This window comes from Streptococcus sp. SCPM-O-B-15277 (M60), from assembly GCF_058200335.1.
Window position 1 is genome coordinate 107,190 of sequence record NZ_JBYQGR010000002.1, and the last position, 25,915, is coordinate 133,104.

The 25,915-nt window shown below is 42.0% G+C and carries 27 protein-coding genes; 23 read left to right on the forward strand and 4 right to left on the reverse strand.

Translation table 11 applies throughout. The features are described from left to right. Window positions 1-114: 114 nt before the first annotated feature. A complete protein-coding gene (locus tag AC3E9F_RS03965) occupies window positions 115-927 on the reverse strand; it encodes a Cof-type HAD-IIB family hydrolase (RefSeq protein WP_263394283.1) in 813 nt (270 codons plus the stop codon). A 196-nt stretch (window positions 928-1,123) separates the two neighbouring features. On the opposite strand from AC3E9F_RS03965, the gene AC3E9F_RS03970 reads away from it, so the two are divergent. From AC3E9F_RS03970 to recA, 6 genes are all read left to right on the forward strand, one after another. Beyond that, window positions 1,124-2,545, forward strand: a complete 1,422-nt coding sequence (locus AC3E9F_RS03970) for an NCS2 family permease (protein ID WP_195183424.1) — start codon at window positions 1,124-1,126, stop codon at window positions 2,543-2,545. Window positions 2,546-2,633: 88 nt separating this feature from the next. After that, a complete protein-coding gene (gene tsaE, locus AC3E9F_RS03975; protein ID WP_263394284.1) occupies window positions 2,634-3,077 on the forward strand; it encodes a tRNA (adenosine(37)-N6)-threonylcarbamoyltransferase complex ATPase subunit type 1 TsaE in 444 nt (147 codons plus the stop codon). Continuing rightward, the gene (locus AC3E9F_RS03980) at window positions 3,067-3,588 is read left to right on the forward strand and encodes a GNAT family N-acetyltransferase (protein ID WP_263394285.1); all 522 of its coding nucleotides are present in this window, start codon (window positions 3,067-3,069) and stop codon (window positions 3,586-3,588) included. The genes tsaE and AC3E9F_RS03980 overlap by 11 nt, the downstream gene beginning before the upstream one ends. Before the next feature lie 4 nt (window positions 3,589-3,592). Then, window positions 3,593-4,633: a glycopolymer--peptidoglycan transferase LytR gene (lytR, locus tag AC3E9F_RS03985; protein WP_263394286.1), complete on the forward strand. Its 1,041-nt coding sequence runs from the start codon at window positions 3,593-3,595 to the stop codon at window positions 4,631-4,633. 76 nt (window positions 4,634-4,709) lie between these two features. Next, window positions 4,710-5,966: a competence/damage-inducible protein A gene (locus tag AC3E9F_RS03990; RefSeq protein ID WP_263394287.1), complete on the forward strand. Its 1,257-nt coding sequence runs from the start codon at window positions 4,710-4,712 to the stop codon at window positions 5,964-5,966. A gap of 54 nt (window positions 5,967-6,020) precedes the next feature. After that, window positions 6,021-7,169 carry a recombinase RecA gene (gene recA, locus AC3E9F_RS03995; protein WP_214262624.1) on the forward strand — a complete coding sequence of 383 codons (1,149 nt, stop codon included), beginning with the start codon at window positions 6,021-6,023 and terminating at the stop codon, window positions 7,167-7,169. A 42-nt stretch (window positions 7,170-7,211) separates the two neighbouring features. Here recA and AC3E9F_RS04000 read toward each other — a convergent pair whose 3' ends face one another. Next, window positions 7,212-7,766, reverse strand: coding sequence for a GNAT family N-acetyltransferase (locus AC3E9F_RS04000; RefSeq protein WP_490672835.1), 555 nt, complete (start codon window positions 7,764-7,766; stop codon window positions 7,212-7,214). Window positions 7,767-7,874: 108 nt separating this feature from the next. Between AC3E9F_RS04000 and AC3E9F_RS04005 the strand changes: the two genes are divergently transcribed. Together AC3E9F_RS04005 and AC3E9F_RS04010 are read left to right on the forward strand one after the other, a co-directional pair. After that, window positions 7,875-9,245, forward strand: coding sequence for an MATE family efflux transporter (locus AC3E9F_RS04005; RefSeq protein WP_263394288.1), 1,371 nt, complete (start codon window positions 7,875-7,877; stop codon window positions 9,243-9,245). A 96-nt stretch (window positions 9,246-9,341) separates the two neighbouring features. Continuing rightward, window positions 9,342-10,058, forward strand: a complete 717-nt coding sequence (locus AC3E9F_RS04010; RefSeq protein ID WP_251937488.1) for a YebC/PmpR family DNA-binding transcriptional regulator — start codon at window positions 9,342-9,344, stop codon at window positions 10,056-10,058. A gap of 44 nt (window positions 10,059-10,102) precedes the next feature. Here AC3E9F_RS04010 and AC3E9F_RS04015 read toward each other — a convergent pair whose 3' ends face one another. Continuing rightward, window positions 10,103-10,786 (reverse strand): hypothetical protein, encoded by a 684-nt coding sequence (locus tag AC3E9F_RS04015; protein ID WP_263394289.1) that lies wholly within the window; start codon window positions 10,784-10,786, stop codon window positions 10,103-10,105. A gap of 219 nt (window positions 10,787-11,005) precedes the next feature. On the opposite strand from AC3E9F_RS04015, the gene AC3E9F_RS04020 reads away from it, so the two are divergent. From AC3E9F_RS04020 to AC3E9F_RS04090, 15 genes are all read left to right on the forward strand, one after another. Further along, window positions 11,006-11,467 carry a MarR family winged helix-turn-helix transcriptional regulator gene (locus AC3E9F_RS04020; protein ID WP_263394290.1) on the forward strand — a complete coding sequence of 154 codons (462 nt, stop codon included), beginning with the start codon at window positions 11,006-11,008 and terminating at the stop codon, window positions 11,465-11,467. Further along, a complete protein-coding gene (locus tag AC3E9F_RS04025) occupies window positions 11,451-13,220 on the forward strand; it encodes an ABC transporter ATP-binding protein (RefSeq protein WP_263394291.1) in 1,770 nt (589 codons plus the stop codon). The genes AC3E9F_RS04020 and AC3E9F_RS04025 overlap by 17 nt, the downstream gene beginning before the upstream one ends. Continuing rightward, window positions 13,210-14,970, forward strand: coding sequence for an ABC transporter ATP-binding protein (locus AC3E9F_RS04030; RefSeq protein ID WP_263394292.1), 1,761 nt, complete (start codon window positions 13,210-13,212; stop codon window positions 14,968-14,970). Before AC3E9F_RS04025 ends, AC3E9F_RS04030 begins: the two co-directional genes overlap by 11 nt. A 112-nt stretch (window positions 14,971-15,082) precedes the next feature. After that, window positions 15,083-15,586 carry a phosphatase PAP2 family protein gene (locus AC3E9F_RS04035; RefSeq protein WP_263394293.1) on the forward strand — a complete coding sequence of 168 codons (504 nt, stop codon included), beginning with the start codon at window positions 15,083-15,085 and terminating at the stop codon, window positions 15,584-15,586. A gap of 118 nt (window positions 15,587-15,704) precedes the next feature. Continuing rightward, window positions 15,705-16,151 carry a LytTR family DNA-binding domain-containing protein gene (locus AC3E9F_RS04040; protein ID WP_006151361.1) on the forward strand — a complete coding sequence of 149 codons (447 nt, stop codon included), beginning with the start codon at window positions 15,705-15,707 and terminating at the stop codon, window positions 16,149-16,151. Between the two features lie 4 nt (window positions 16,152-16,155). Continuing rightward, window positions 16,156-16,830 carry a LiaF transmembrane domain-containing protein gene (locus tag AC3E9F_RS04045; protein ID WP_263394294.1) on the forward strand — a complete coding sequence of 225 codons (675 nt, stop codon included), beginning with the start codon at window positions 16,156-16,158 and terminating at the stop codon, window positions 16,828-16,830. 106 nt (window positions 16,831-16,936) lie between these two features. Beyond that, on the forward strand, window positions 16,937-17,125 hold the full coding sequence (gene rpmB / locus AC3E9F_RS04050) for a 50S ribosomal protein L28 (protein ID WP_001140948.1): 189 nt from the start codon (window positions 16,937-16,939) through the stop codon (window positions 17,123-17,125). Window positions 17,126-17,277: 152 nt separating this feature from the next. Beyond that, window positions 17,278-17,643 carry an Asp23/Gls24 family envelope stress response protein gene (locus tag AC3E9F_RS04055; RefSeq protein WP_000216443.1) on the forward strand — a complete coding sequence of 122 codons (366 nt, stop codon included), beginning with the start codon at window positions 17,278-17,280 and terminating at the stop codon, window positions 17,641-17,643. Between the two features lie 2 nt (window positions 17,644-17,645). Continuing rightward, window positions 17,646-19,313: a DAK2 domain-containing protein gene (locus AC3E9F_RS04060; protein ID WP_049496888.1), complete on the forward strand. Its 1,668-nt coding sequence runs from the start codon at window positions 17,646-17,648 to the stop codon at window positions 19,311-19,313. Window positions 19,314-19,455: 142 nt separating this feature from the next. Beyond that, on the forward strand, window positions 19,456-19,647 hold the full coding sequence (locus AC3E9F_RS04065) for a hypothetical protein (protein WP_250307727.1): 192 nt from the start codon (window positions 19,456-19,458) through the stop codon (window positions 19,645-19,647). Continuing rightward, window positions 19,644-19,838 (forward strand): hypothetical protein, encoded by a 195-nt coding sequence (locus tag AC3E9F_RS04070; protein ID WP_263394295.1) that lies wholly within the window; start codon window positions 19,644-19,646, stop codon window positions 19,836-19,838. Before AC3E9F_RS04065 ends, AC3E9F_RS04070 begins: the two co-directional genes overlap by 4 nt. Continuing rightward, window positions 19,825-20,709, forward strand: coding sequence for an ABC transporter ATP-binding protein (locus AC3E9F_RS04075; RefSeq protein ID WP_263394296.1), 885 nt, complete (start codon window positions 19,825-19,827; stop codon window positions 20,707-20,709). The genes AC3E9F_RS04070 and AC3E9F_RS04075 overlap by 14 nt, the downstream gene beginning before the upstream one ends. 1 nt (window position 20,710) lies before the next feature. After that, on the forward strand, window positions 20,711-21,448 hold the full coding sequence (locus tag AC3E9F_RS04080) for an ABC transporter permease (protein ID WP_263394297.1): 738 nt from the start codon (window positions 20,711-20,713) through the stop codon (window positions 21,446-21,448). Beyond that, window positions 21,448-22,545, forward strand: a complete 1,098-nt coding sequence (locus tag AC3E9F_RS04085) for a sensor histidine kinase (protein WP_490672836.1) — start codon at window positions 21,448-21,450, stop codon at window positions 22,543-22,545. Before AC3E9F_RS04080 ends, AC3E9F_RS04085 begins: the two co-directional genes overlap by 1 nt. Then, on the forward strand, window positions 22,546-23,145 hold the full coding sequence (locus AC3E9F_RS04090; protein ID WP_490672837.1) for a response regulator transcription factor: 600 nt from the start codon (window positions 22,546-22,548) through the stop codon (window positions 23,143-23,145). A gap of 53 nt (window positions 23,146-23,198) precedes the next feature. Here the strand turns inward: AC3E9F_RS04090 and AC3E9F_RS04095 are convergent, their stop codons facing one another. After that, complete coding sequence (locus AC3E9F_RS04095; RefSeq protein ID WP_263394300.1) at window positions 23,199-25,850, reverse strand: valine--tRNA ligase; 2,652 nt, start codon at window positions 25,848-25,850, stop codon at window positions 23,199-23,201. Between the last annotated feature and the right edge of the window lie 65 nt (window positions 25,851-25,915).

Consider the following 25,915-nt stretch of genomic DNA (forward strand, 5'->3'; position numbering starts at 1 on the left):
CTGGATAAAACAGATACAAATCTTTTTTAATTATTTTTTGTATGAAAAAAGTTCCATACTTTAAGGGTCATTATTTTACCCAAAGTATAGAACTGATGAATTATAAGTTATACGTTAGAGGAATCGCTCTTGTAAAAAGTGAGCAACTCCATCTTCTTCATTAGTCAATGGTAATTGCTCGTCTGCGAAAGAAAGTAGAGCGGGATTAGCATTTTTCATGGCATATCCTCTACCTGCAAAGGAGAGCATTTCTTGGTCATTGTGTTCGTCACCAAAGGCAATCAGGTTCTGTCTGTCTATATTCATGACATTTAGAAGGTATTCAAGAGCAAATGCCTTGTGAACACCTTTTGGTGTACACTCGAGGATGTTCAAAGGGCCACCCCAAGTATTGATATTAAGCTGATGCTTGTAAAAGCTGGTCATCTCTTCAGCCAGTGCATATTTATCGTCTGCCCTAGTTTGTAATAAAATACAGTTTGGCCCCTTAGTCACTAAGTCAGACTTGAATTGATTTTCAGGGCGAAAGTTTTCAACACCAAACAATTTAGGATCGGCAATTTCTTTGTCCGGGGCTGTAATGTAAAACTTTTTACGGTATTCACCTGCGATAAAGTCTGCCTCGATGTCCTCTTTTCGTTTTACGATATCCAAGAGGTATTTTTTGTCCACAGTAAGGCATTTTTCATGTTTCCAAGCCTTACCAGGTAGGTGAGTGAGTGAACCGTTGAAGTTGATCATAGGAGTCTCAAGTTCAAGTTGGTCATAAAAATCTTTGGCCATACGATATGGGCGACCGGTTGCGATAACCACATGGTGGCCTTCCTTAGAAATTTTTTTAATGGTTTCTTTTGTAAAGTCAGAGAGTTTGCTTTCTCCATTAAGTAAAGTACCGTCTAAGTCAACGGCAATCATTTTTTTAGTCATAAAATCCTCCCGAATCTAGTTTCAGATAAGATGTTTCCTATTATATCAAAAAGCTGAAAGAAAAGCTGACTATAAGTAAAAACAAAAAGAATAATATCTGATAAGATTTTTATAATTCGGTAAAAATACCTTGAAAAGATGAATGATTGGTGTTATAATAGTCATATTGTTCGTAAAATGACAAAGGAGATTAAAAATGGACAAACTATTTAAACTAAAAGAGCACGGGACAGATGTCCGTACAGAGGTTCTTGCTGGTTTAACAACTTTCTTTGCAATGAGTTATATTCTCTTTGTAAACCCTCAAATGCTTTCACAAACAGGAATGCCTGTTCAGGGTGTATTCTTAGCAACAATCATCGGTTCTGTTGTGGGAACTTTGATGATGGCCTTCTATGCTAACTTGCCATATGCTCAAGCCCCAGGTATGGGACTTAACGCCTTCTTTACCTTTACAGTCGTATTTGGGATGGGTTATACTTGGAAAGAAGCTCTTGGGATGGTCTTCATCTGTGGAGTTATTTCACTGATTATTACATTGACCAATGTTCGTAAAATGATCATTGAGTCTATTCCTACAACACTTCGTTCAGCAATTTCAGCTGGTATTGGTGTTTTCCTTGCTTATGTTGGTATCAAGAATGCTGGCCTTTTGAAATTCTCAATTGACCCCGGTACTTATACTGTAGCAGGTGAAGGAGCAGATAAGGCTCAAGCGGCTCTTACTGCAAACTCAGCAGCTGTTCCAGGTTTGGTAGATTTCAATACTCCAGCTGTATTAGTAGCTCTTGCAGGTCTTGCTATTACGATCTTCTTTGTTGTTAAAGGTATCAAAGGTGGGATCATCCTTTCTATCTTAACAACGACAGTCCTTGCTATTGCGGTTGGTCTTGTTAATTTGTCAGGAATCGATTTTGCTAGCAACAATCTTTCAGCAGCAGTTAACGACCTAGGAACTTTGTTTGGTGCTGCTCTTGGATCAGAAGGTTTAGGATCTTTGATTTCAAACACGTCTCGCTTACCAGAAACCTTGATGGCCATTCTTGCCTTCTCATTGACAGATATTTTTGATACTATTGGTACTCTTATCGGTACAGGTGAAAAAGTTGGTATCATCGCTACAAGTGGTGAAAACAATGAATCAGCTAAATTAGATAAAGCTCTTTACTCTGACTTGGTGGCGACATCAGTTGGTGCCATTGCAGGTACTTCAAACGTTACAACTTATATTGAGTCAGCAGCAGGGATCGGTGCTGGTGGACGTACTGGATTGACAGCCTTAGTTGTTGCTATCTGTTTTGCCCTATCAAGCTTCTTTAGCCCACTTCTAGCGATTGTTCCTTCAGCTGCGACAGCACCAATTTTGATTATTGTCGGAATTATGATGCTCTCTAACTTGAAAAATATCCCTTGGGACGATATGTCAGAAGCAGTTCCAGCCTTCTTCACCTCTATCTTTATGGGATTCAGCTACTCAATCACACAAGGGATTGCCGTTGGTTTCTTGACTTATACTTTGACAAAGATTGTTAAAGGTCAAATCAAAGAAGTGCATGTCATGATTTGGATTTTGGATGCTTTGTTCATCTTGAACTACATTAGCATGGCTCTTAACTAATGATTAAACCTAAAAAAAGATGGAGGGAACTCCTCTTTTTTTATTAGTGGAGATATCACAAAAGAAAACTTTTTGGTATAATAGTAGCATGCACACAAAAAATGAAGATGAACTCATTGCTCTTGGACAAGAGCTCGGCTCTCTGCTAGAGAAAAATGATGTATTGATTTTGACTGGTGAATTAGGTGCTGGAAAAACCACATTAACAAAAGGTCTAGCTAAAGGACTAGGGATTCATCAAATGATCAAAAGTCCTACTTATACCATTGTTCGAGAATATGAAGGACGCCTACCCTTATATCACTTGGATGTTTACCGCATCGAAGGAGATGCAGATTCAATCGACCTTGATGAATTTCTTTTTGGTTCAGGTGTGACGGTTATTGAGTGGGGACACCTATTAGGTGAGGCTCTTCCAGCCGACTATCTGGAATTAGAAATTCTTAAAGATGGTGAGGGCCGTGAAGTTGTCTTTCATGCTCATGGTCAACGAGCGACAGAACTTTTGAAAGGATTGACGGATGGAGTATGATCTTTTAATCCGTGAAGCGGAAGCCCAGGATGCTTCAGCGGTCATTGCTCTCTTAGATCAAATTGGTCAAGAGTCCAGTTTTACCAGTCTGGATGAAAATGGAATTGCAATGAGTGAATCCGAAATGCAGCGTTTTATTGATAAGCAGGCCCAGTCGGATAATCAGATTACTTTACTAGCTTATTTGAATGAAGAATTGGCAGGAGTGATCAATATAACGGCTGATCAACGTCCGCGAGTTCGGCATATTGGGGATATCTTTTTGGGTATCAAAAAAGCCTATTGGGGAAATGGTCTCGGTAGTATCTTGATGGAAGAAGCTATTGAGTGGGCCCAATCTAGCGGAAGTATTCGACGTTTACAATTGACAGTTCAAAAACGAAATCTGGCAGCTGTTCATCTATATAAAAAGCTGGGCTTCATCATTGAAGGCCAGCAGGAACGAGGCGCTTGTATAGAAGGAGGAGAGTTTCTTGATGTTTACCTGATGGGTCGACTGATAGACAAATAAATATATGGTAAAAAAAATAATCGGAATGTTTTTAGGCTTTGTTCTTGTGACAGTGCTTGGTGTGGGAGCTTATGCCTATACTATCTACCAACAAAGTACACAGACTTTAGCCAAAACTTATAAACAAATCGGAGAAGAAACCAAGGTTATCGAGGCAACTGAACCATTGACAATCCTATTGATGGGGGTAGATACGGGGAATGTCGAACGTACAGACCCATGGGCAGGAAATAGTGATTCAATGATCTTGGTAACAGTGAATCCTAAAACCAAGAAAGTCGTTATGATGAGTTTGGAACGTGATATTCTGACACAAATCCAACAACCAGATGGTAGTGTTAGAGAAGCTAAACTCAACGCTGCCTATGCTGATGGTGGGGCAGAGCTTGCCATTTCGACCATTCAAAAAATGATGAATATCCATATCGACCGCTATGTGATGGTCAATATGCACGGTCTTCAAAGAATGGTTGATGCTGTCGGAGGTATTACAGTAAACAACACTCTAGGTTTCCCAATCTCTATCCAAGACCAGGAACCATTTAACACGATTTCTATCGGGGTTGGAGAGCAAACATTAAATGGTGAAGAGGCTCTGGTGTATTCACGCATGCGCTATCAGGATCCAGAGGGAGACTACGGTCGTCAGAAACGTCAGCGCGAAGTCATTCAAAAGATTGTCGAAAAAATCCTTAGTTTGAATAGTGTCAGTCACTACCAAGAAATTCTGAAGGCTCTTAGCGACAATATGCAGACAAATATCGAGATTACGACTACAACAATTCCTCAGTTGATGGGCTATCAGGATTCCTTTAAGAATATTGAGTCTCAGCAATTGCGCGGAGAAGATGCAATGATTGACGGAATATCTTACCAAATCGTGACATCTGAGCATATGTTAGAGATGCAAAATCTTTTACGCCGTTCATTAGACAAACCAGAAGTTACCGAGTTGGAGACAAATGCAGTTTTGTATGAAAACATTTATGGTCGTTTGCCACAAACGACTGGTTCTGTTATAGAGCAAGGACAACAAGAACAATAAGAAATGAATATTGAAATCGTAGGAATTTTCCTGCGATTTTTTCAAAGAAATCCGAATAGATAGGTAGGAGGAAAAAATGAAAGCGGAAATAATAGCTGTTGGGACAGAGATTCTAACAGGTCAAATTGTCAATACCAATGCACAGTTTTTGTCTGAAAAGTTGGCTGAAATCGGTGTTGATGTCTACTTCCAAACGGCTGTAGGAGATAATGAGGCTCGTCTCTTATCCTTGTTGGAGATTGCTCAGAATCGTAGCAATCTGGTTATCCTAACAGGAGGATTGGGACCGACAGAGGATGATTTGACCAAACAAACCTTGGCCCATTTTCTAGGGCGTGATTTAACTTTTGATGCTCATGCGCAGGCTAAACTAGATGACTTTTTTGCTCATCGACCGGACTATGCCCGAACTCCAAATAATGAGCGCCAAGCTCAAATCGTTGAGGGTTCAATCCCGCTACCTAATGAAACAGGACTAGCAGTCGGAGGCATGATTGAGGTGGCTGGCGTGACCTATGTCGTCCTACCAGGGCCACCAAGCGAACTAAAACCCATGGTTTTGAATGAATTGTTGCCAAGATTGACAACTGGAGCTAAGTTATACTCACGCGTGCTACGTTTCTTTGGTATTGGCGAGAGCCAGCTGGTAACGATTCTGTCGGATTTGATTGAAGAACAAACAGATCCAACCTTGGCCCCTTATGCAAAAACGGGAGAAGTGACTTTGCGCTTGTCTACCAAGGCTACTAGTCAAGAGGAGGCAAGAAAAGCTTTGGATTGTCTTGAGGGTCAAATTCTTGCACGTCAGACTTTTGAAGGGATTGCTTTAAAGGATATCTGCTATGGATATGGCGAGGAAGCAAGTCTAGCCAGCGTAGTTATTGAGGGATTGAAAAAGCAGAAGAAAACCATCACAGCTGCAGAAAGCTTGACAGCAGGGCTTTTCCAATCAACTTTGGCGGACTTTTCGGGAGTGTCAGCTATCTTTAAAGGTGGCTTTGTCACTTATAGCATGGAAGAAAAGGCTAAGATGTTAGATATTCCACAAGCAGAGTTGGAAGAATATGGAGTCGTGTCAGCATTTACAGCGGAAAAAATGGCGGAGCAAGCACGATTTAAAACCCAGTCGGACTTTGGAGTTTCCTTGACAGGTGTGGCTGGTCCGGATAGTCTAGAAGGGCATCCTGCAGGTACAGTTTTTATCGGCTTGTCTCAAGCATCAGGCACAGAAGTTGTTCGTGTCAATATAGCTGGAAGAAGCCGAGCAGATGTTCGTAAAATTGCAGTTATGCATGCTTTTAACTTGGTTCGCAAAGCTTTATTAAGTGACTGACTTTTGATATAATAGAAGAAGGTTCTAAGAATTATAAAAATATAGGAGAACAAAATGGCGAAAAAACCAACAAAAAAATTAGATGAAATCGGCAAAAAATTTGGAGCTGATCGTGAAAAAGCCTTGAACGATGCCCTTAAATTGATTGAAAAAGACTTCGGTAAGGGTTCAATCATGCGTTTAGGTGAACGTGCCGAGCAAAAAGTACAAGTGATGAGTTCAGGTTCTTTGGCACTTGATATTGCGCTCGGTTCAGGTGGTTATCCAAAGGGACGTATCATCGAAATCTACGGTCCAGAGTCATCAGGTAAGACAACGGTTGCCCTTCACGCTGTAGCACAAGCACAAAAAGAAGGTGGAATTGCAGCCTTTATCGATGCGGAACACGCTCTTGATCCAGCCTATGCAGCAGCTCTTGGTGTGAATATTGACGAATTGCTCTTATCACAACCAGACTCAGGTGAGCAAGGTCTTGAAATTGCAGGGAAATTGATCGACTCAGGTGCAGTTGACCTAGTCGTTATCGACTCAGTTGCAGCCCTTGTACCTCGTGCGGAAATCGATGGAGATATCGGAGATAGCCACGTTGGTCTTCAAGCTCGTATGATGAGCCAAGCTATGCGTAAACTTGGTGCTTCTATCAACAAGACTAAGACAATTGCCATCTTCATCAACCAATTGCGTGAAAAAGTAGGAGTTATGTTTGGTAATCCAGAAACAACTCCTGGTGGACGTGCCCTTAAATTCTATGCTTCAGTTCGTTTAGACGTTCGTGGAAGCACACAGATCAAGGGAACTGGTGACCAAAAAGATACTAACGTCGGTAAAGAAACGAAGATCAAAGTTGTGAAAAACAAGGTTGCCCCACCGTTCAAGGAAGCTCTTGTTGAAATCATGTATGGAGAAGGTATTTCTAGAACTGGTGAACTCTTGAAGATTGCTAGTGATTTGGATATTATCCAAAAAGCAGGTGCTTGGTACTCATACAAAGGTGAAAAAATCGGACAAGGTTCTGAGAATGCTAAGAAATACTTGGCAGACCATCCAGAAATCTTTGATGAAATTGACCACCAAGTTCGTGTTCAATATGGTTTAATTGAAGAGGAAGAAGGTTCTAAAGCAAGTGTAGCAGCTGATGCAGATTCTAACCAAGAAGTAACACTTGATTTGGGCGACGCTCTTGAAATCGAAATTGAAGAATAAAAAAAGTAGCAGTTTTACTGCTACTTTTTTGTTTCATGATGACTAGTGTTCACTAAAGCGTCGGTATTCGATACGAAAGTCGAAGTAATTTTCTTCTTGCAATTTTTGAAAGATGTTCCGATAAGCCTCTTCATCAAAATGGTCGCCACGGTAAAGAATTTCAAAACTCATTCCCTCGTATTCCAAGAAGGCGTTGGCAGTTTTAAAGCCATTTTGTAAGTAAAAGTCCATACGGGATTTTCTTTGTTCGAGGTTGTCACAGTCTTCGTCTAATCGCTCCACTTCAAGAATCATAGTACGCTGGTAAAAATCAATGAGTTTTTCAATGATTTCTCTCCCGTACCCATGACTGCGGAGATGGGGCATAATGGCAAAGAAGCTAATGTAGAAAGCTTTTTGATTAGAAATGGCAAAAGCGAAGCCGACAAACTCTTCTTCATTATAAAAGGCGAAAAAGTGGGCGTCATCTCTATCCTGGTAACTTAAAAATTCCTCCAAAGAGACGCGTTCTTCTTCAGGGAAGGCCTCCTTGTTTAATTGTTCCACTTTCTCAAGGTCTGGGAATACATCTGTAATTAACTGACTTGTTAAGCTCATACATACCCTCCTTTTCTGTCACGATTATACCAGATTGTTTACATATAGGCAACGCTTTCTTAAGGAAACTCCCTTGTTCCTCAACTTGAAAGCTGATATAATAGCCTTATGAATAAAAAATCAACGGTGGACTTGATTCATGGTCCTATCCTTCCTTCACTGATTAGTTTTGCATTACCGATTTTACTGTCCAACATCTTTCAGCAACTATACAATACAGCTGATATTTTGATTGTTGGGCGTTTTTTAGGGCAAGATTCCTTGGCGGCAGTCGGAGCTACGACAGCTATTTTTGATTTGATTATCGGCTTTGCCCTCGGTGTTGGAAATGGGATGGGAGTCGTTATTGCTCGTCTTTATGGTGCTCGTAATTTTGCAAAGATTAAGGAAGCTGTCGCAGCGACTTGGATTTTAGGTGCAATTCTGAGTGGTCTTGTGATGCTGATGGGTTTCTTCGGTCTTTATCCGCTCTTACAATATCTCGAAACACCTGCAGAAATCCTCCCCCAATCCTATGAATACATCTCAATGATTGTTAGCTGCGTGGGAGTTAGCTTTGCCTATAATCTCTTTGCAGGATTACTACGATCAATTGGTGATAGCCTTGCGGCGCTTGCCTTTCTTATCTTTTCAGCCATTGTTAATGTCATTCTAGATTTATATTTTATTACACAATTGCAGTTAGGGGTTCAGTCTGCAGGTCTTGCAACCATCATCTCGCAAGGTTTGTCTGCTATTCTCTGTTATTTCTATATCCGCAAGAGTGTTCCAGAGCTCCTTCCAGGCTTGAAGCACTTCAAATGGAACAAGGCTCTCTATATTGATCTCTTGGAGCAGGGACTAGCCATGGGGCTGATGGGTTCAATCGTTTCTATCGGAAGTGTGATCTTGCAATCCTCTGTTAACAGTTTTGGAGCAGTTATTATCAGTGCCCAAACGGCAGCACGTAGAATCATGGCCTTTGCCTTATTGCCAATGACGGCTATTTCATCTTCGATGACGACTTTTATCTCTCAAAACTTTGGGGCAAAACGTCCCGAACGCATTGTCCAAGGTCTTCGCTTAGGGAGCTACTTGAGCATGTCTTGGGCAACCTTTGCTTGTGTATTCCTATTTTTTGCAAGTCCTAGCCTCGTTTCTTTCTTAGCGAGTTCATCAGATGGTTACTTGATTGAAAATGGGGCCTTGTATCTACGCATTAGTTCTGTTTTCTATCCCTTTTTGAGTCTTTTATTGATTTATAGAAATAGTTTGCAGGGACTCGGTCAAAAACTCTTGCCCCTCCTATCTAGTTTTATCGAGTTTATCGGGAAAATTGTTTTTGTAGCTTGGATTATTCCTTGGGCGGGTTATACAGGTGTTATCCTATGTGAACCGCTACTCTGGCTTGTGATGACTGTTCAACTTTACTTCTCCCTCTCTCAACACCCTTGGATAAAAGAAGGTAAGAAAATCGTAGCAGCCGGCGGGAAATCCTAGCTTGCTTTACAAAAGAAAATCCATTTCCTCTAGTGAAAATCTACTAGACTTGTGTTATAATAAGAAAGATTAAAATGTGAAAAAAGGAGATTCCTAATGGGACGTAAATGGGCCAATATCGTAGCCAAGAAAACGGCTAAAGATGGAGCTAACTCTAAAGTATATGCAAAATTTGGTGTAGAAATCTATGTAGCAGCTAAAAAAGGTGAACCAGATCCAGAACTAAATACTGCTTTGAAATTTGTTATCGATCGTGCCAAACAAGCGCAAGTGCCAAAACACGTGATTGATAAGGCTATTGATAAGGCGAAAGGAAACACGGACGAAACCTTTACAGAAGGTCGTTACGAAGGATTTGGACCAAATGGTTCTATGTTGATTGTTGATACCTTGACTTCAAACGTTAACCGTACAGCTGCCAATGTCCGTGCGGCTTTTGGTAAAAACGGCGGAAACATGGGAGCTTCAGGTTCTGTGTCTTACCTCTTTGACAACAAGGGTGTTATCGTATTTGCAGGTGACGATGCGGATGCTATCTTTGAACTCTTGCTTGAAGCAGATGTCGATGTAGATGATGTAGAAGCAGAAGAAGGAACAATCACTGTCTACACAGCTCCAACTGACCTTCACAAGGCTATCGTTGCTTTGCGTGAGTCTGGTATCGAAGAATTCCAAGTGACAGAACTTGAGATGATTCCTCAATCAGAAGTTGAGTTGTCAGGTGATGACCTTGAAACATTTGAAAAACTCTACAGCGTTCTTGAAGACGACGAAGACGTACAAAAAATCTACACCAACGTTGATGGATTCTAATAAAAAAACGAACAGCTTTAATAGCTGTTCGTTTTTTAGTTATTTTAGACTTTTACTCCATCGTCAGTTTGATCTTTACTATCCAATCCTAGGGCAAATTTACGGATGAGAAGAAACTGGCCGTTTTCCTGCTTTGCGAAAGTGAGTACCACTGTCTTGGTGTTTGAACCAAGGGAAAGATAGGTGATTTTTTTAATCTCGTAGCCACCTGAGGTTGACTCGATTTCAGAATCCGGTAGTCCATGCTTGCTGATAATATCTTTGTAGTTGGTGCCACCTTTTCCTCTATTTGTGGTGTCGCCTTCTATCAAAGCGTCAAATTGTTCCTGGGTCCAAGCGAAGGAATCGGTATCTTCCGTATCCTCTTGATCATTATCCTCATCTGATCTATAATCTGGCAAATTTCCAAATTCCTCATCTTCTGTTATAGAGGCTAGACTTCTGTATGGGTGACGAAAGTTTTTAGCTAAATCAGTAAAGACACCAGAAGGTAATACTTGCGTCATTAAAACAAGAAAGATGGATAAAACACCTAGGGTCGTTCCGATGATAGCCAATATTTTACGATTTTTGAGATTAAGGCCGATACCAAAAACTCCTAAGGCTATAGCAACAATAGCGAAGAAAAACGCTAGTATGCTAATGATTGGTAGCCAAGAACCAAGAAGTGCCAGGGCTCCAAAGATAATAGCCAAGATTCCTAAGATTTTCTCTTCTTTTTGTTTCATTTGTGATGTTCTCATTTCTAATTAGGGTGTATTATAATACGTGTGAGATAGTGTTTATTATAGTGTTTATTATAGATAAAATAAGAGCTGATGTCAATTTTTACTTAAATAGTTCTCAAGGAAACTTTTTCTTGACATCTTTTCTAAAAATGATAAAATAGTTCTCATGAAAACTTAATTGTTCCCAAGAGAACTATTTTACATTAGAAGGGAGAAAGCATGGATAAACCGATGTTGGTCTTTAAACGTTTTGGGCACCAGATACACCTCATGGTGCAAAAGGAAGCCAAACGTTGTGGTATTGAATTTATGGGTGGACCGCAAGGGCAGGTCCTTCGTTTTTTAGATCACCGTGAACATGAACAAGAACTGACGCTCATCAAGGATATTGAACAAGAGCTCAATATTACCAAGTCAGTTGCTAGTAATTTAGTCAAGCGCATGGTGCAAAATGGTTTGGTGGAATTGGAGGCGAGCCCAAGTGATAAACGGGCGAAATTTGTTCATTTGACCGAAAAATCACGTTCTCAAATGCAGCAAATCAAATCTTTCTTTGATCGAATTGATAGGAGTTTACTCGATGGCGTATCCGAGGAAAAACTAGCTATTTTTGAGGAAGTCATGGGTCAACTACAAGCCAATATAGAAAAAATAGGAGGAGCAGATGAAGAAACTCGCTAAGCGTATCACAGGAAAAGAGTGGGGCATGATTCTCTTGACAATTCTTTTTACCTGTTTCTCGGTCTATCTCGAATTAGAAGTGCCGACTTACATTTCAGAAATTACTGCATTAATAGGAACACCAGGAACGCAGTTGGATGCACTTTGGTCACCAGCTATTAAGATGATGGGTTTGTCGCTTTTGGCTTTTCTATCATCCGTAATAGTTGGCTTCTTCGCTTCTCGAGTCGCAGCATCTTACACAACTCACCTGCGAAGCGATATTTTTAATCGTATCTTGGATTACTCTCAGACAGAGATTAAACGTTTCTCTATTCCCAGTCTTTTGACTAGGACGACTAATGATATCACGCAGATTCAGATGCTCTTTACCATGGGACTTCAGGTGGTCACTCGTGGGCCTATCATGGCTATCTGGGCTATTGGGAAAATCCTTGGCAAGTCAGAATACTGGCTCTGGGCAGTAGTAGTAGCCGTCATTGTCAATGTTTTAATGACAACCGTTCTCATGACTCTAGCCTTTCCAAAACAATCTGTCATTCAAAAATTGACAGATAAACTCAATAGCATCACTCGTGAAAGTTTGACAGGGATTCGAGTGGTTCGTGCCTACAATGCAGAGAATTACCAAGATAAGAAATTTGAAGCAGCTAACGACGAAGTAACTCGTCTTAATCTCTTTGTCAACCGTTTGATGGCCATTATGAATCCCATTATGATGGCGATTTCGAGTGGCTTGAGTTTAGCGATTTACTGGATTGGTGCTTATATTATCAACGATGCTAGTCTGACTGAACGTTTACCTCTCTTTAGTGATATGGTGGTCTTCATGTCATATGCCATGCAGGTCGTGATGGGCTTCTTGCTCATGGGAGCTCTCTTTATCGTCCTTCCTCGTACCTTGGTTTCTGCAGGGCGTATCAATCAAGTACTGGATCTTCATTCCTCTATTGAGAATCCTAGTGACCCACAGACGGCAAATTCTTCTGTGAAAGGTCAAGTGGAATACCGCGACGTGACTTTCCGCTACTCTAAAAACTCAGAAGCAATTGTGGAACATGTCAGCTTCAAGGCAGAAGCGGGGCAAACCATTGCCTTTATCGGCTCAACTGGTTCTGGTAAATCAACGCTTGTGAACCTCTTGCCTCGTTTTTATGATGTTTCAGATGGGGAAATCCTAGTCGACGGTGTCAATGTGCAAGATTATGACTTGGAAGACTTGCGAAATAAAGTCGGTTATATTCCTCAAAAAGCAGTCCTCTTCTCTGGAGATGTTAAGGGCAATCTCGACTTTGGTAAGAGCCAAGAAAGTCCTCTAAGCGAGACAGATATGTGGGAAGCTCTAGAGTTGGCTCAATCTAAAAACTTTATCGAGGATAAGGAAGCGGGTCTTGACTCAGAAGTGGCTCAAGGTGGTACTAACTTCTCAGGAGGTCAAAGACAACGTTTGGCCATTGCACGCGCCTTGGCTCGTAAGCCAGAGATTCTCATTTTTGATGATTCGTTCTCAGCCTTGGACTACAAGACAGACCGTATCTTGCGCCAAGAATTAGCTGAAAAAACACAATCCATGACCAAGTTGATCGTTGCCCAACGCATCTCAACCATCATGGATGCAGACCTAATCTTAGTCTTGGATCAGGGTAAAGTCGTGGGACAAGGCACCCACAAGGAACTTCTTGCAAGCAATGAAGTTTACCAAGAAATTGCCTATTCACAACTATCGAAGGAGGAATTGGAACATGGAAAATAAGAAAACGTCCTTATGGAAACAGTGTAGACCTTTTCTAGCAGGTCTCCAACTTCCTCTACTAGTCGCAGTTGTGGCTGCTGTATGTTCAAGTATTATCACGGTGTATGGACCAACTAAAATCAAAGAAATCACCAACTTAATCTCAGATGGGTTGATGACTGGAATTGACCTAGAGGCTGTGTCAAGTATTGCTAGCTTTTTGGTTATCCTCTATGTGATTGGTATTATCCTTAACTATACACAAGCCTACATTTTTTCAACTAGTATCCAACATTTCTCAAAACGTTTGCGGACAGCTATTGCTGAGAAAATCAATCGTTTGCCTCTTGCTTATTTCGACCGTCATTCTCAAGGGGACACCCTTTCTCGTGTGACTAATGACGTGGATACAGCAGCTCAATCTCTCAACCAAAGTCTTGGGACAGTTCTTTCAGCTAGCTTTTTACTGATTGCTGTTTTGATTACCATGTTTGGGATGAACTGGATTTTGGCCATGGTAACCGTTGTTTCAACCTTTGTTGGATTTGCGGCGGTTTCAGTGATTATGGCTAAATCTCAAGGTTACTTTAAAGCTCAACAAAACAACCTAGCGGCTGTAAATGGCTATGTGGAAGAAATGTACACTGGCCACAATGTGGTGAGCAGCTATAATGCTGTGGAACCAACAAAAGAAACATTCGCAGGCTTGAATCAGAATCTACATGATAGTATCTGGAAATCTCAGTTTATTTCTGGAATCATGATGCCAGCCATGATCTTTGTTGGAAACTTTAGCTATGTTCTAGTCATTATCGTCGGTGCCGCCTTAGCTCTTGAAGGCCATATCAGTATCGGGATTATTGTAGCCTTCATGGTTTATGTTCGTACCTTCTCACAACCCTTGTCACAGATTGCTCAAGGGGTTACGAGCTTACAACAGGCTAGTGCAGCCATGACTCGTGTCTTTGAGTTTCTAGGCGAAGCTGAGATGGAAGACGAATCTCATAAGGGAAGACAATTGACCAGCATGAAGGGCCAAGTGGTCTTTGATCGAGTTTCATTTGGCTATACACCTGAGCGGACCATCATCCACGACTTTTCGGCGACGGCTCGTGCAGGGCAGAAGGTTGCCATTGTTGGGCCGACTGGAGCTGGGAAGACGACTATTGTTAACCTCTTGATGAAATTCTATGAGATTGATAAGGGAAGTATTCGCATTGACGGTGTAGATACCAAGGATATGACGCGTTCAGAAGTTCATGACGCCTTTTCAATGGTCTTGCAGGATACCTGGCTCTTTGAGGGAACCATTCGAGAAAATCTCATCTATAATCAAACTGGTATTAGTGATGAACGTGTGATTGAGGCTGCCAAAGCAGTAGGAATCCACCACTTTATCACAACCTTACCAGATGGATACGATACCGTCTTGGATGATACAGTGACCTTGTCAGTAGGACAAAAACAACTCTTGACCATTGCTCGTGCCCTGCTCAAGGATGCTCCACTCTTGATTCTGGACGAAGCGACATCCTCAGTAGACACACGTACAGAGGAGTTGATTCAAAAGGCTATGGACCGTTTGATGGAAGGACGCACATCCTTTGTCATCGCCCATCGCTTGTCAACGATCCGTAATGCTGACTTGATCCTGGTCATGAAAGATGGTAATATCATTGAACAAGGCAATCATGAAGAACTCATGGCTCAAGGTGGTTTCTATGCAGACCTCTACAATAGTCAATTTACAGAAGACCAAGCAGAAGAATAAATCAAAAGAAGGCTTGACGGCCTTCTTTTTCTGCACTATACTAGAATAGGAGAGGCTAGCAGGCTTATTCTGTCAGGCTTCTTGTGTAAAATCTAGAAACAACGAGAAATATATGAAAAACTATCAAGAGTGGTACAATCAGAGGAAATCAAGCCTCCTTGGACATCCACAACTTTTGAAACTGATGCGAGTCTTTAATCGCATGATGACAGTTCTGATGCCCTTAGCATACTTGACCTTGTTGGGGACAAGTTTTATAAGTAAGGGAATAGGGAACGACCTTTATGCTTATATCTTAGTGCCAGCTTCTGGCTTTATCCTATTGACGCTTGTTCGTAAGTGGATCAATCAACCACGTCCCTATGAAACTTGGGGAATTGTCCCACTACTTGAAAAGGACAGTTCTGGTAATTCAATGCCCAGTCGCCATGTCTTTTCAGCGACCATCATTTCCATGGCTTGCTTGCACGCAAATTTGTCTGCGGGGTTGATTTTGTTGGTCTTGTCAGCTCTTCTCGGTCTGGTCCGAGTCTTGGGTGGCGTTCATTATCCCAAGGATGTTCTAGTAGGTTATGCCTGTGGACTCCTCTGGGGAATTCTTTTCTTTATGTTGTAAAAATCAAAGCAAGTGGGTTTGGCCTCGTAACCACTTACGGGTCAAAAATGACCACTTGCTTTTTTGCCCTTGTAAAGTCTTATGGGCTTTGGTATAGTAGATGCAGAAAGGAGATAGGATGAAGTTACGAATCGAGATTGATAGTGAATTAACTGAGACAGAGATTGTCATCAAGGCTGCAGCCCTGACAGATGAAATAGCTGATTTGCAACGACTCTTGCAAGAAACCAAGGCTCCTAGGTTGATTTTTTATAAGGGGACGGGGGAGTATTACTTAGACTTGTCAGAAATTCTCTTTTTTGAGACGGAAGGCAACAAAATCTATGCTCATACCCAGAAAGAAGCCTATGAAGTGAGACTCAAGCTTTATGAGTTAGAGGCTATCCTGCCTCGCTATTTCAGTCGGGTATCCAAGTCAACCATTGCCAATCTTCGGCAGGTCTACTCAGTGGACAAATCCTTCTCAGGTACAGGGACTATTTCCTTTTATCAGACCCACAAGGAGGTTCACGTGTCACGGCACTACCAATCCCTCCTAAAAGAAAATCTAAGAAACATGAGGTAAGAAGATGAAAAAGAAAGTATTTGGTATTGTGTTGCTAGTATTGGCAGCCTTAGTATTGTTGCAGGGGAATTTTGGGATTCCTTCACTTGCAGGGGAAATTTGGCCCTTGATTGGTATTGGATTTTTTGCCTACCAATCAGTTGATGCCTTGCTTCGCCGCCATTATACAGTAGCAGTATTGATGGGTTTACTAGCAGTATGGATTACAAATCATGTCTATGCTATTCTACCGATTTCAAATCAGTCTTTATTTTGGGCTGGTATTCTCATCGTGCTTGGGGTTAGTATGCTGACTCATACCAACAGAACTTGGAATGGGAAAAAATGGTGGCATGATGATGAAAAGACCATTCTTACAGACAAGGAAGTTGCTTTTGGAAGTGGGACTTTCTACAAGCAAGACCAAGAATTGGTAGAAGACGAGTTTGAAGTCGGATTTGGGAATGCCAAAATCTATTATGATAATGCAGAGATGTTAGGAGATAGCGCAACCTTGAAGATAGAAGTCGGATTTGGGAATGCAGTTATCTATGTGCCCCAACACTGGAGAGTGGATCTTAAGGTGGAGACTTTCTGTGGTGCAGCCAAGGCAGAAGCTCCTCTAGCACCAACCAGCAAAACCTTGATTATCCGTGGAGACGTAGCTTTTGGGAAACTTGGTGTCATCTACGTTAAATAAAAAAAGTCTTCCAATTCCCTTGCCAAAAATAAGAAAGTGTGATAACATAGTACGGTATGTGGTGCTAGCACATCCGCTATATTAGATCTAATAGGAGGAAAACACAATGGCTAAAGTATGTTACTTTACAGGTCGTAAGACTGTATCAGGAAACAACCGTTCACACGCGATGAACCAAACTAAACGTGCCGTAAAACCAAACCTTCAAAAAGTTACTGTTCTTATCGATGGTAAACCTAAAAAAGTTTGGGCTTCAGCTCGTGCTTTGAAATCAGGAAAAGTAGAACGCGTTTAATAAACATGAAAAGACCTAAGTGGTCTTTTTCTTTTGCTCGAAAGCTGAAATCATTTGAAAAATCAAGCAAATATCCGATGATACATCATTCTGCTTTTACAGTTGGGCTGAAATATGATAAAATAGAGTATCAACTATTTGAGGTAAAAAAAATGACTGTAAAAATTAATACAAAAGATGGTCAAGTCGAACTGACAGATGATGTAATCGCTACTGTCGTAGGTGGTGCAGCAACTGAAATTTTTGGTGTAGTCGGTATGGCTAGTAAAAATGCCCTCAAAGATAATTTCCAAGCCCTTCTTGGTAAGGAAAATTATTCAAAAGGTGTAGTCGTTAAAGCAGCTGAAGACGGTAGTATTGCAGTTGATGTATATACTGTATTGAGCTACGGTACAAAAATCAGTGAAGTTTCAAAAAACATCCAAGAACGTGTTCGCTTTAGCCTAGAGAACCAACTTGGAATCACTGCTCAAACTGTGAATGTCTACATTCAAAATATCAAAGTTGTAGGAGAATAATCGTGTCAAATATTACTACAAGCTTATTTCAAGAAATGGTACAGGCTGCTTCAACTCGTTTGAACAAGCAAGCCGAATATGTCAATTCATTGAACGTCTTCCCAGTTCCAGACGGAGATACAGGAACAAACATGGGAATGACGATCGAAAATGGTGCTAAAGAAGTAGCAGACAAACCAGCTTCAACTGTTGGTGAGGCTGCAAGTATCTTGGCTAAAGGTCTTTTGATGGGTGCGCGTGGGAACTCAGGAGTTATCACTTCTCAGCTTTTCCGTGGATTTTCACAAGCTATCAAAACAAAAGAAGAGCTAACAGGAAAAGATCTAGCTCTTGCTTTCCAATCAGGTGTTGAGGTTGCCTACAAGGCTGTTATGAAGCCTGTTGAAGGAACAATCTTGACTGTATCACGTGGAGCTGCTATCGGTGCTAAGAAAAAAGCAGAGCAGACAGATGACGCAGTTGAAGTTATGCGTGCAGCCTTGGAAGGAGCTAAAGCAGCCCTTGCTAAAACTCCAGAAATGCTTCCAGTATTGAAGGAAGTTGGAGTTGTGGACTCAGGTGGTCAAGGTTTGGTCTTCATCTATGAAGGATTCCTTTCAGCTCTTACTGGTGAATACAGTGCATCTGAAGACTTTGTTGCTACTCCAGCCAATATGGGTGAGATGATCAATGCAGAACACCACAAATCTGTAGCCGGACATGTAGCAACTGAAGACATTACCTTTGGTTACTGTACTGAAATCATGGTTGCCCTTAAACAAGGCCCAACTTATGCTAAAGAGTTTGACTACGAAGAATTCCGTAACTACTTGAACGAACTTGGGGATTCTCTACTTGTTGTCAATGACGACGAAATCGTTAAAGTTCACGTCCATACAGAAGATCCAGGACTTGTTATGCAAGAAGGTCTCAAATATGGTAGCTTGGTCAAGGTTAAAGTCGACAACATGCGTAACCAACACGAAGCGCAGGTAGAAAAAGAAGAAGCTCAAGTCAGCAAGCCAGTTGAAGAAAAAGAATATGCCCTTATCGCAGTAGTAGCTGGACAAGGTTTGGCAGACATCTTCCGTGCACAAGGTGTGGACTATGTCATCGAGGGCGGACAAACCATGAACCCTTCGACAGAAGACTTTGTCAAGGCTGTTGAGAAAGTTAATGCCCGTAACATCATCTTCTTGCCAAACAACAAAAACATCTTCATGGCAGCTCAATCTGCAGCTGAAGTATTGGAACAACCAGCTGTTGTAGTAGAAGCTCGTACAATTCCTCAAGGATTGACTAGCCTTCTAGCATTTGACCCAAGCAAGTCTATCGAAGAAAACCAAGAACGCATGACTGCGGCTCTTGGGGACGTTGTCAGCGGTAGCGTAACAACAGCTGTTCGTGACACGACTATCGATGGTCTAGAAATTCATGAAAATGACAATCTTGGTATGGTGGATGGTAAGATTCTCGTATCAAACCCTGATATGCACCAAACCCTGACTGAAACCTTGAAACATATGTTGGACGAAGACAGTGAAATCGTAACCTTCTATGTTGGAGAAGACGGAAGCGAAGAATTGGCAAATGAAATTGCTCAAGAAATCGCAGAAGAATTCGAAGATGTCGAAGTAGAAATTCACCAAGGTCAACAACCGGTTTATCCATATCTTTTCAGTGTGGAATAAAGATTAAATAATAGAAAAAAAGAAAGTTGAGGAATCAACTTTCTTTTTTTGTGACATTTGTCATATTTCCTCATGACAGAAGCTTCTAGTGATTCTACCTTCAAAGAATTATACTAGATGTATCAAATGGAGGAAGAAAAAAATGAAACATAAAGTAATTGTCGCAATGAGTTTAGTAGCAGCAGGAGTCATGACTTATCTCATGTTCTCAGGATTGGATGAAGGCTTCTATCATTTTCCTTGGGAACTATTTGCAGGATTTGGCATGATCTCTTGGTTGATCCGAGAAGGTTTGAAATTGGTCTCAGATGTGAAAAAGGAGTTTGAAAAATGAAAAAAGCGATTCTCTATCTTTTTATTGGACTATCACTAGTGGTATGGTTGGTAGAAATGTTTACAGGTTGGTTTGATCAAGCCTTCCTTCATCAAGTTATCCGTGGTGCCTGGGGATTAGGATTTATGATTTTTATCGCCTTTCCGATGGGAAAGGAGTTGTTGAAAGGAGAATATCATGAACATGATTAAGGTAGAAAGCCTAAATAAAAACATCAAGGGCAAGGCTATTTTGAAGGATATTTCTTTTGAGGTAGCTGAAGGTGAATGCGTCGCCTTGATTGGGCCCAATGGTGCTGGAAAGACCACACTCTTGGACTGTTTGCTTGGAGATAAACTGGTCACCAGCGGTCAAGTATCCATCCAAGGTTTGCCAGTGACGAGCTCTCAGTTAGACTATATTAGAGGTTACCTCCCTCAAGAAAATGTCATCGTTCAGAAATTAAAGGTCAAAGAGTTGATTGCTTTTTTTCAAAGCATTTATCCAAATCCCTTGAACAATCAGGAGATCGATCAACTATTGCAGTTTGACCAGCAACAAAAAGAGCAATTGGCAGAAAAATTGTCAGGTGGGCAAAAGCGTCTCTTTTCATTTGTCTTGACATTGATTGGCCGACCAAAACTTGTCTTTTTGGATGAGCCAACTGCGGCCATGGATACCTCAACTCGTCAACGTTTTTGGGAAATTGTCCAGGAGCTAAAAGCGCAGGGAGTCACCATTCTCTATTCATCCCATTATATCGAAGAAGTAGAGCATACAGCTGACCGGATTTTGGTCTTAAATAAGGGAGAGTTGATTCGTGATACGACGCCTCTAGCCATGCGCAGTGAGGAGATTGAAAAGCACTTCATCCTACCTCTGGCTTACAAGAAAGTCATTGAGCAGTCTAACTTGGTTGAAAACTGGTCACAAAAACAAGATGCTTTGCAAGTAGTCACACGTGAAGCGGATGCTTTTTGGCAACTGTTAGTGCAAGCAGGGTGTAGGATTCAAGAAATTGAAGTCAATAATCGTAGCTTGTTGGATACAATCTTTGAAGAAACACAAAAGGGAGATGACTAAGATGAAACGATGGATTGCACTAAACAAGATAGAATTTCTATTGACCAAACGTCAATTAGTCTATTATCTATTATCCGTAGGGATGCCGACGGCCTTCTATTTATTCTTTTCAGGCATGTACCAGGACACACCAGATGGGCCAGCAAATTTTATGCGCGACTACCTCATCTCTATGACAGCTTTTTCTATGATGTCAACAGCTATGTTTTCATTCCCAGCTGTTTTACATACCGATAAAATCAACAACTGGCAGAAAACATTGCGCCATACTCCAGTAAATATGGTAGAATATTATCTATCAAAGATAACAAGTATGATGGTTGATTATTTGGTCTCAATCCTGGTTGTTTTCTCAGTTGGGCACTTGGTCAGAGGTGTGGATATGCCTCTAGGAAACTGGATTGGGGCTGCGTTCTTACTGATTGCGGGAAGTATTGCCTTTGTAGCGCTTGGCTTGACCTTGACACTCTTGCCTTCTAGTCAGCTGATGTCTGTCGTGGGCAATCTTCTCTATCTAGGCTTGGCTGTTTTAGGCGGACTCTGGATGCCCATCTCTTTATTTCCAGACTGGATGCAAGCAATCGGGAAGTGCCTACCAACCTATCAGTTGATGGAGTTGCTCAAGACCTTCTTAAACGAGGGTGGCATCAATCTATCAGCCACAGTTTATCTACTTGTTTTTTCAGCAGTTTTATTTGGTTTGACCATTTACCTTCAAGGTCATAAGGAGAATGCTTAATGCTTGAAAGACTGAAAAGCATACACTATATGTTTTGGGCCAGTTTGATTTTTATGGTTTTCCCTATCCTCTCTGCAGTAGTTGGGGAAATTCCTAGCTGGCATTTACTAGTTGATATTCTATTTGTGGTGGCTTATTTAGGCGTTTTAACCACCAAGAGTCAGCGCTTATCCTGGCTCTTTTGGTTCATCATGTTAGCTTATGTGGCTGGAAATACCGTCTTCATTTATGGCAACTATGTCTGGTTCTTCTTTTTCCTTGCCAATCTCTTGATTTATCATTTTAGAGTTCGTAGCCTACGTTCACTTCATGTCTGGACTTTTCTCCTTGCTCAAGTTCTTGTTGTTGGTCAACTCATGATGTTTCAGTCAGTCGAAACTGAGGTTGTAGCCTTTGAGCTTGGGATTCTTACTTTTGTGGATTTGATGACATTGGGCTTGGTTCGGATTCGCATTGTGGAGGATTTGAAAGAAGCTCAGGCTAAGCAAAATGCTCAGATAAATCTATTGCTTGCTGAAAATGAACGCAGTCGTATCGGTCAGGATTTGCATGATAGTCTGGGACATACCTTTGCCATGCTGAGTGTCAAGACAGATCTAGCCTTGCAGTTATTTCAGATGCAGGCCTATCCACAGGTGGAGAAGGAATTAAAAGAAATTCACCAGATCAGCAAAGATTCCATGAATGAAGTGCGTACCATCGTGGAAAATCTGAAATCACGGACCCTAGCTTCAGAACTTGAGACTGTCAAAAAGATGCTGGAGATTGCTGGGATTGAAGTCCAGGTTGACAATCAATTGGACAAGGCTAGCCTGACCCAAGATGTGGAGTCGACGGCTGCTATGATTTTGTTAGAACTGGCGACCAATATTATCAAGCATGCCAGCGCTAATAAAACCTATCTAAAACTGGAACGTACAGATCAGGAATTACTCCTGACAGTCAGAGATGATGGGAAAGGCTTTGCAACTGTAAAAGGAAATGAACTCCATACAGTCCGAGACCGTGCTGCAGCCTTCTCAGGTCAAGTAGAACTAGTCAGTTTGAAACATCCAACAGAGGTGCGCGTGCATCTGCCTTATAAGGAGAGAAAGTAGATGAAAGTATTAGTCGCAGAAGATCAAAGTATGCTTAGAGATGCCATGTGTCAGCTCTTAAGCTTTCAACCAGATGTAGAGACTGTTCTGCCGGCGAAAAATGGAGCCGAGGCTATCGAGGTTTTGGAGAAAGAAGCAGTCGATATTGCCATCCTTGATGTCGAAATGCCAGTCAAGACTGGACTCGAAGCACTCGAGTGGATCAAAGAAGAAGTTCCTGAAACCAAGGTGGTTATCGTTACGACCTTTAAACGTCCAGGTTATTTTGAACGAGCGGTCAAAGCAGGAGTCGACGCCTATGTCTTGAAAGAGCGAAGCATCGCCGAACTCATGCAAACCCTACATACGGTGTTAGAGGGGCGCAAGGAATATTCTCCAGAGTTGATGGAAGTCATGATGACCCATCCCAATCCCTTGACCGAGCAGGAAGTAGCTGTTTTACATGGAGTAGCACAGGGGCTGTCCAACCAAGAGATTGCGGACAAGCTCTACCTCTCAAACGGTACCGTTCGTAATTACATGACCAATATCCTCTCCAAACTAGGCGCCAGTAACCGAACCGAAGCAGCCAAAACTGCCGAAGAAGAAGGCTGGTTGTGAGGGGGAAGAAAGAAAAAAACTCTTAGAAATGAATCTAAGAGATTTTTTAATGTTTATTTCACCAACTTCTTCATCTCATCAATACGTGCGACTGTCGCATCGTATTTCGCTTGGTAGTCGGCTTGTTTGTCGCGTTCTTTTTGGACGACTTCTGGTTTGGCATTGGCTACGAAGCGTTCGTTAGAGAGCTTCTTACCGACCATATCCAGTTCTTTTTGCCATTTAGCCAGTTCCTTGTCGAGGCGAGCCAATTCTTCTTCTACATTGAGAAGGTCAGCGAGTGGCAAGTAGATTTCTGCTCCTGTGATGACACTTGACATAGCGAGTTCAGGTGCAGGAATAGTTGATGCGATTTCCAAGTGTTCTGGATTTGTGAAGCGTTTGATGTAGTTGACATTGCTGTTAAAGAAGGCTTCTAAGTCGCTATCGCTTGTCTTAACAAGAATGGTGATAGGCTTGCTTGGAGCAACGTTTACTTCCGCACGCGCATTACGAACAGCGCGGATCAAGTCTTTGAGGCTTTCGACACCAGTGTGAGCCGCAAGGTCTTCAAAGGCTGGGTTGACAGTTGGGTATGCTGCTGTAACGATAGAACCTTCTGAGATTTGTCCAAAGATTTCCTCTGTCACGAATGGCATGATTGGGTGAAGGAGACGAAGGATCTTGTCCAAAGTGTAAAGGAGAACAGAACGTGTGATGACTTTCTCTTCTTCGTTATCGCTATAAAGGACTTCCTTGGTCAACTCAACGTACCAGTCCGCAAACTCATCCCAGATGAAGTTGTATAGGATGTGTCCAGCTACACCAAATTCAAACTTATCAAAGTTTTCAGTGACTTTTCCGATGGTTTCATTGAGGTTGTGGAGAATCCAGCGGTCAGTAACATTTCCAGCTTCCTTGTTAACAACTTTTTCCACATTAGCAGTTGCTTGCTCAAGGGTCAAGCCTTCATTGTTCATGAGGATGTAGCGAGAGATGTTCCAGATCTTGTTAATGAAGTTCCATGAAGCATCCATTTTCTCATAAGAGAAGCGCACGTCTTGACCTGGTGCAGAACCGTTTGAAAGGAACCAACGAAGGGCATCGGCACCGTATTTCTCAATGACATCCATTGGGTCGATACCGTTACCGAGTGACTTAGACATTTTGCGTCCTTGTTCGTCACGAATGAGACCGTGGATAAGGACGTTTTGGAATGGTTGACGGCCAGTGAATTCCAAGGATTGGAAGATCATACGAGACACCCAGAAGAAGATGATGTCGTAACCAGTAACCAAGGTTGAAGTTGGGAAGTAACGTTTGAAGTCTTCTGAGTCGACATCCGGCCAGCCCATAGTTGAGAATGGCCAAAGGGCAGAACTGAACCAAGTGTCTAAGACATCTTCGTCCTGAGTCCATCCGTCACCTTCAGGAGCTTCTTCACCGACGTACATTTCACCCTCGGCATTGTACCAAGCAGGGATTTGGTGACCCCACCAGAGCTGACGTGAGATTACCCAGTCGTGGACATTTTCCATCCATTGGAGGAAGGTATCGTTGAAACGAGGTGGGTAGAATTCTACCTTATCGTCTGTATCTTGATTGGCAATAGCATTTTTAGCCAATTGGTCCATCTTGACGAACCATTGAGTAGACAAGCGTGGCTCAACTACAACACCTGTACGTTCTGAGTGACCAACACTGTGGACACGTTTTTCGATTTTGACGAGGGCACCGATTTCTTCCAACTTGGCAACGACTGCCTTACGAGCTTCAAAACGGTCCATGCCTGCAAATTCGAAGGCCAAGTCATTCATGGTTCCGTCATCGTTCATGACATTGACTTGTGGTAAGTTGTGGCGTTGACCAACCAAAAAGTCGTTTGGATCGTGGGCAGGTGTGATTTTCACGACACCTGTACCAAACTCAGGATCCGCGTGTTCGTCCGCAACGATTGGGATCAATTTATTCGCGATAGGAAGAACGACGTTTTTACCGATCAAGTCCTTGTAGCGTGGGTCTTCTGGATTGACCGCAACAGCAACGTCCCCAAACATGGTCTCAGGACGAGTAGTCGCCACTTCAAGGGCACGTGAACCATCTTCTAACATGTAGTTCATGTGGTAGAAGGCACCCTCGACGTCCTTATGAATCACCTCGATATCAGAAAGGGCTGTACGAGCTGCTGGGTCCCAGTTGATGATAAACTCACCACGGTAGATCCAGCCTTTCTTGTAAAGGTCCACAAAGACCTTACGAACCGCTTTTGATAAACCTTCGTCAAGGGTGAAACGCTCACGAGAGTAGTCTACAGAGAGCCCCATCTTGCCCCATTGTTCTTTGATAGTCGTCGCATATTCATCTTTCCATTCCCAGACTTTCTCAAGGAATTTTTCACGACCGAGGTCATAACGACTGATGCCCTCACCACGCAAGCGCTCCTCAACCTTAGCCTGAGTCGCAATCCCTGCGTGGTCCATCCCTGGAAGCCAAAGTGTATCAAAACCTTGCATGCGTTTTTGACGGATGATGATATCTTGCAAAGTTGTATCCCAAGCGTGACCAAGGTGGAGTTTCCCAGTCACGTTTGGTGGTGGAATGACGATCGAATAAGGCTTAGCCTTTTTATCTCCTGAAGGCTTGAAAACATCTTCATCAAGCCATTTTTGGTAACGACCAGCCTCAACCTCGGCTGGATTGTATTTAGGTGAAAGTTCTTTAGACATGTGTGTTCTCCTTTACTGTTTCCAAGATAAGTATTTTGATATCTTTAAAATATTACGTATCATAA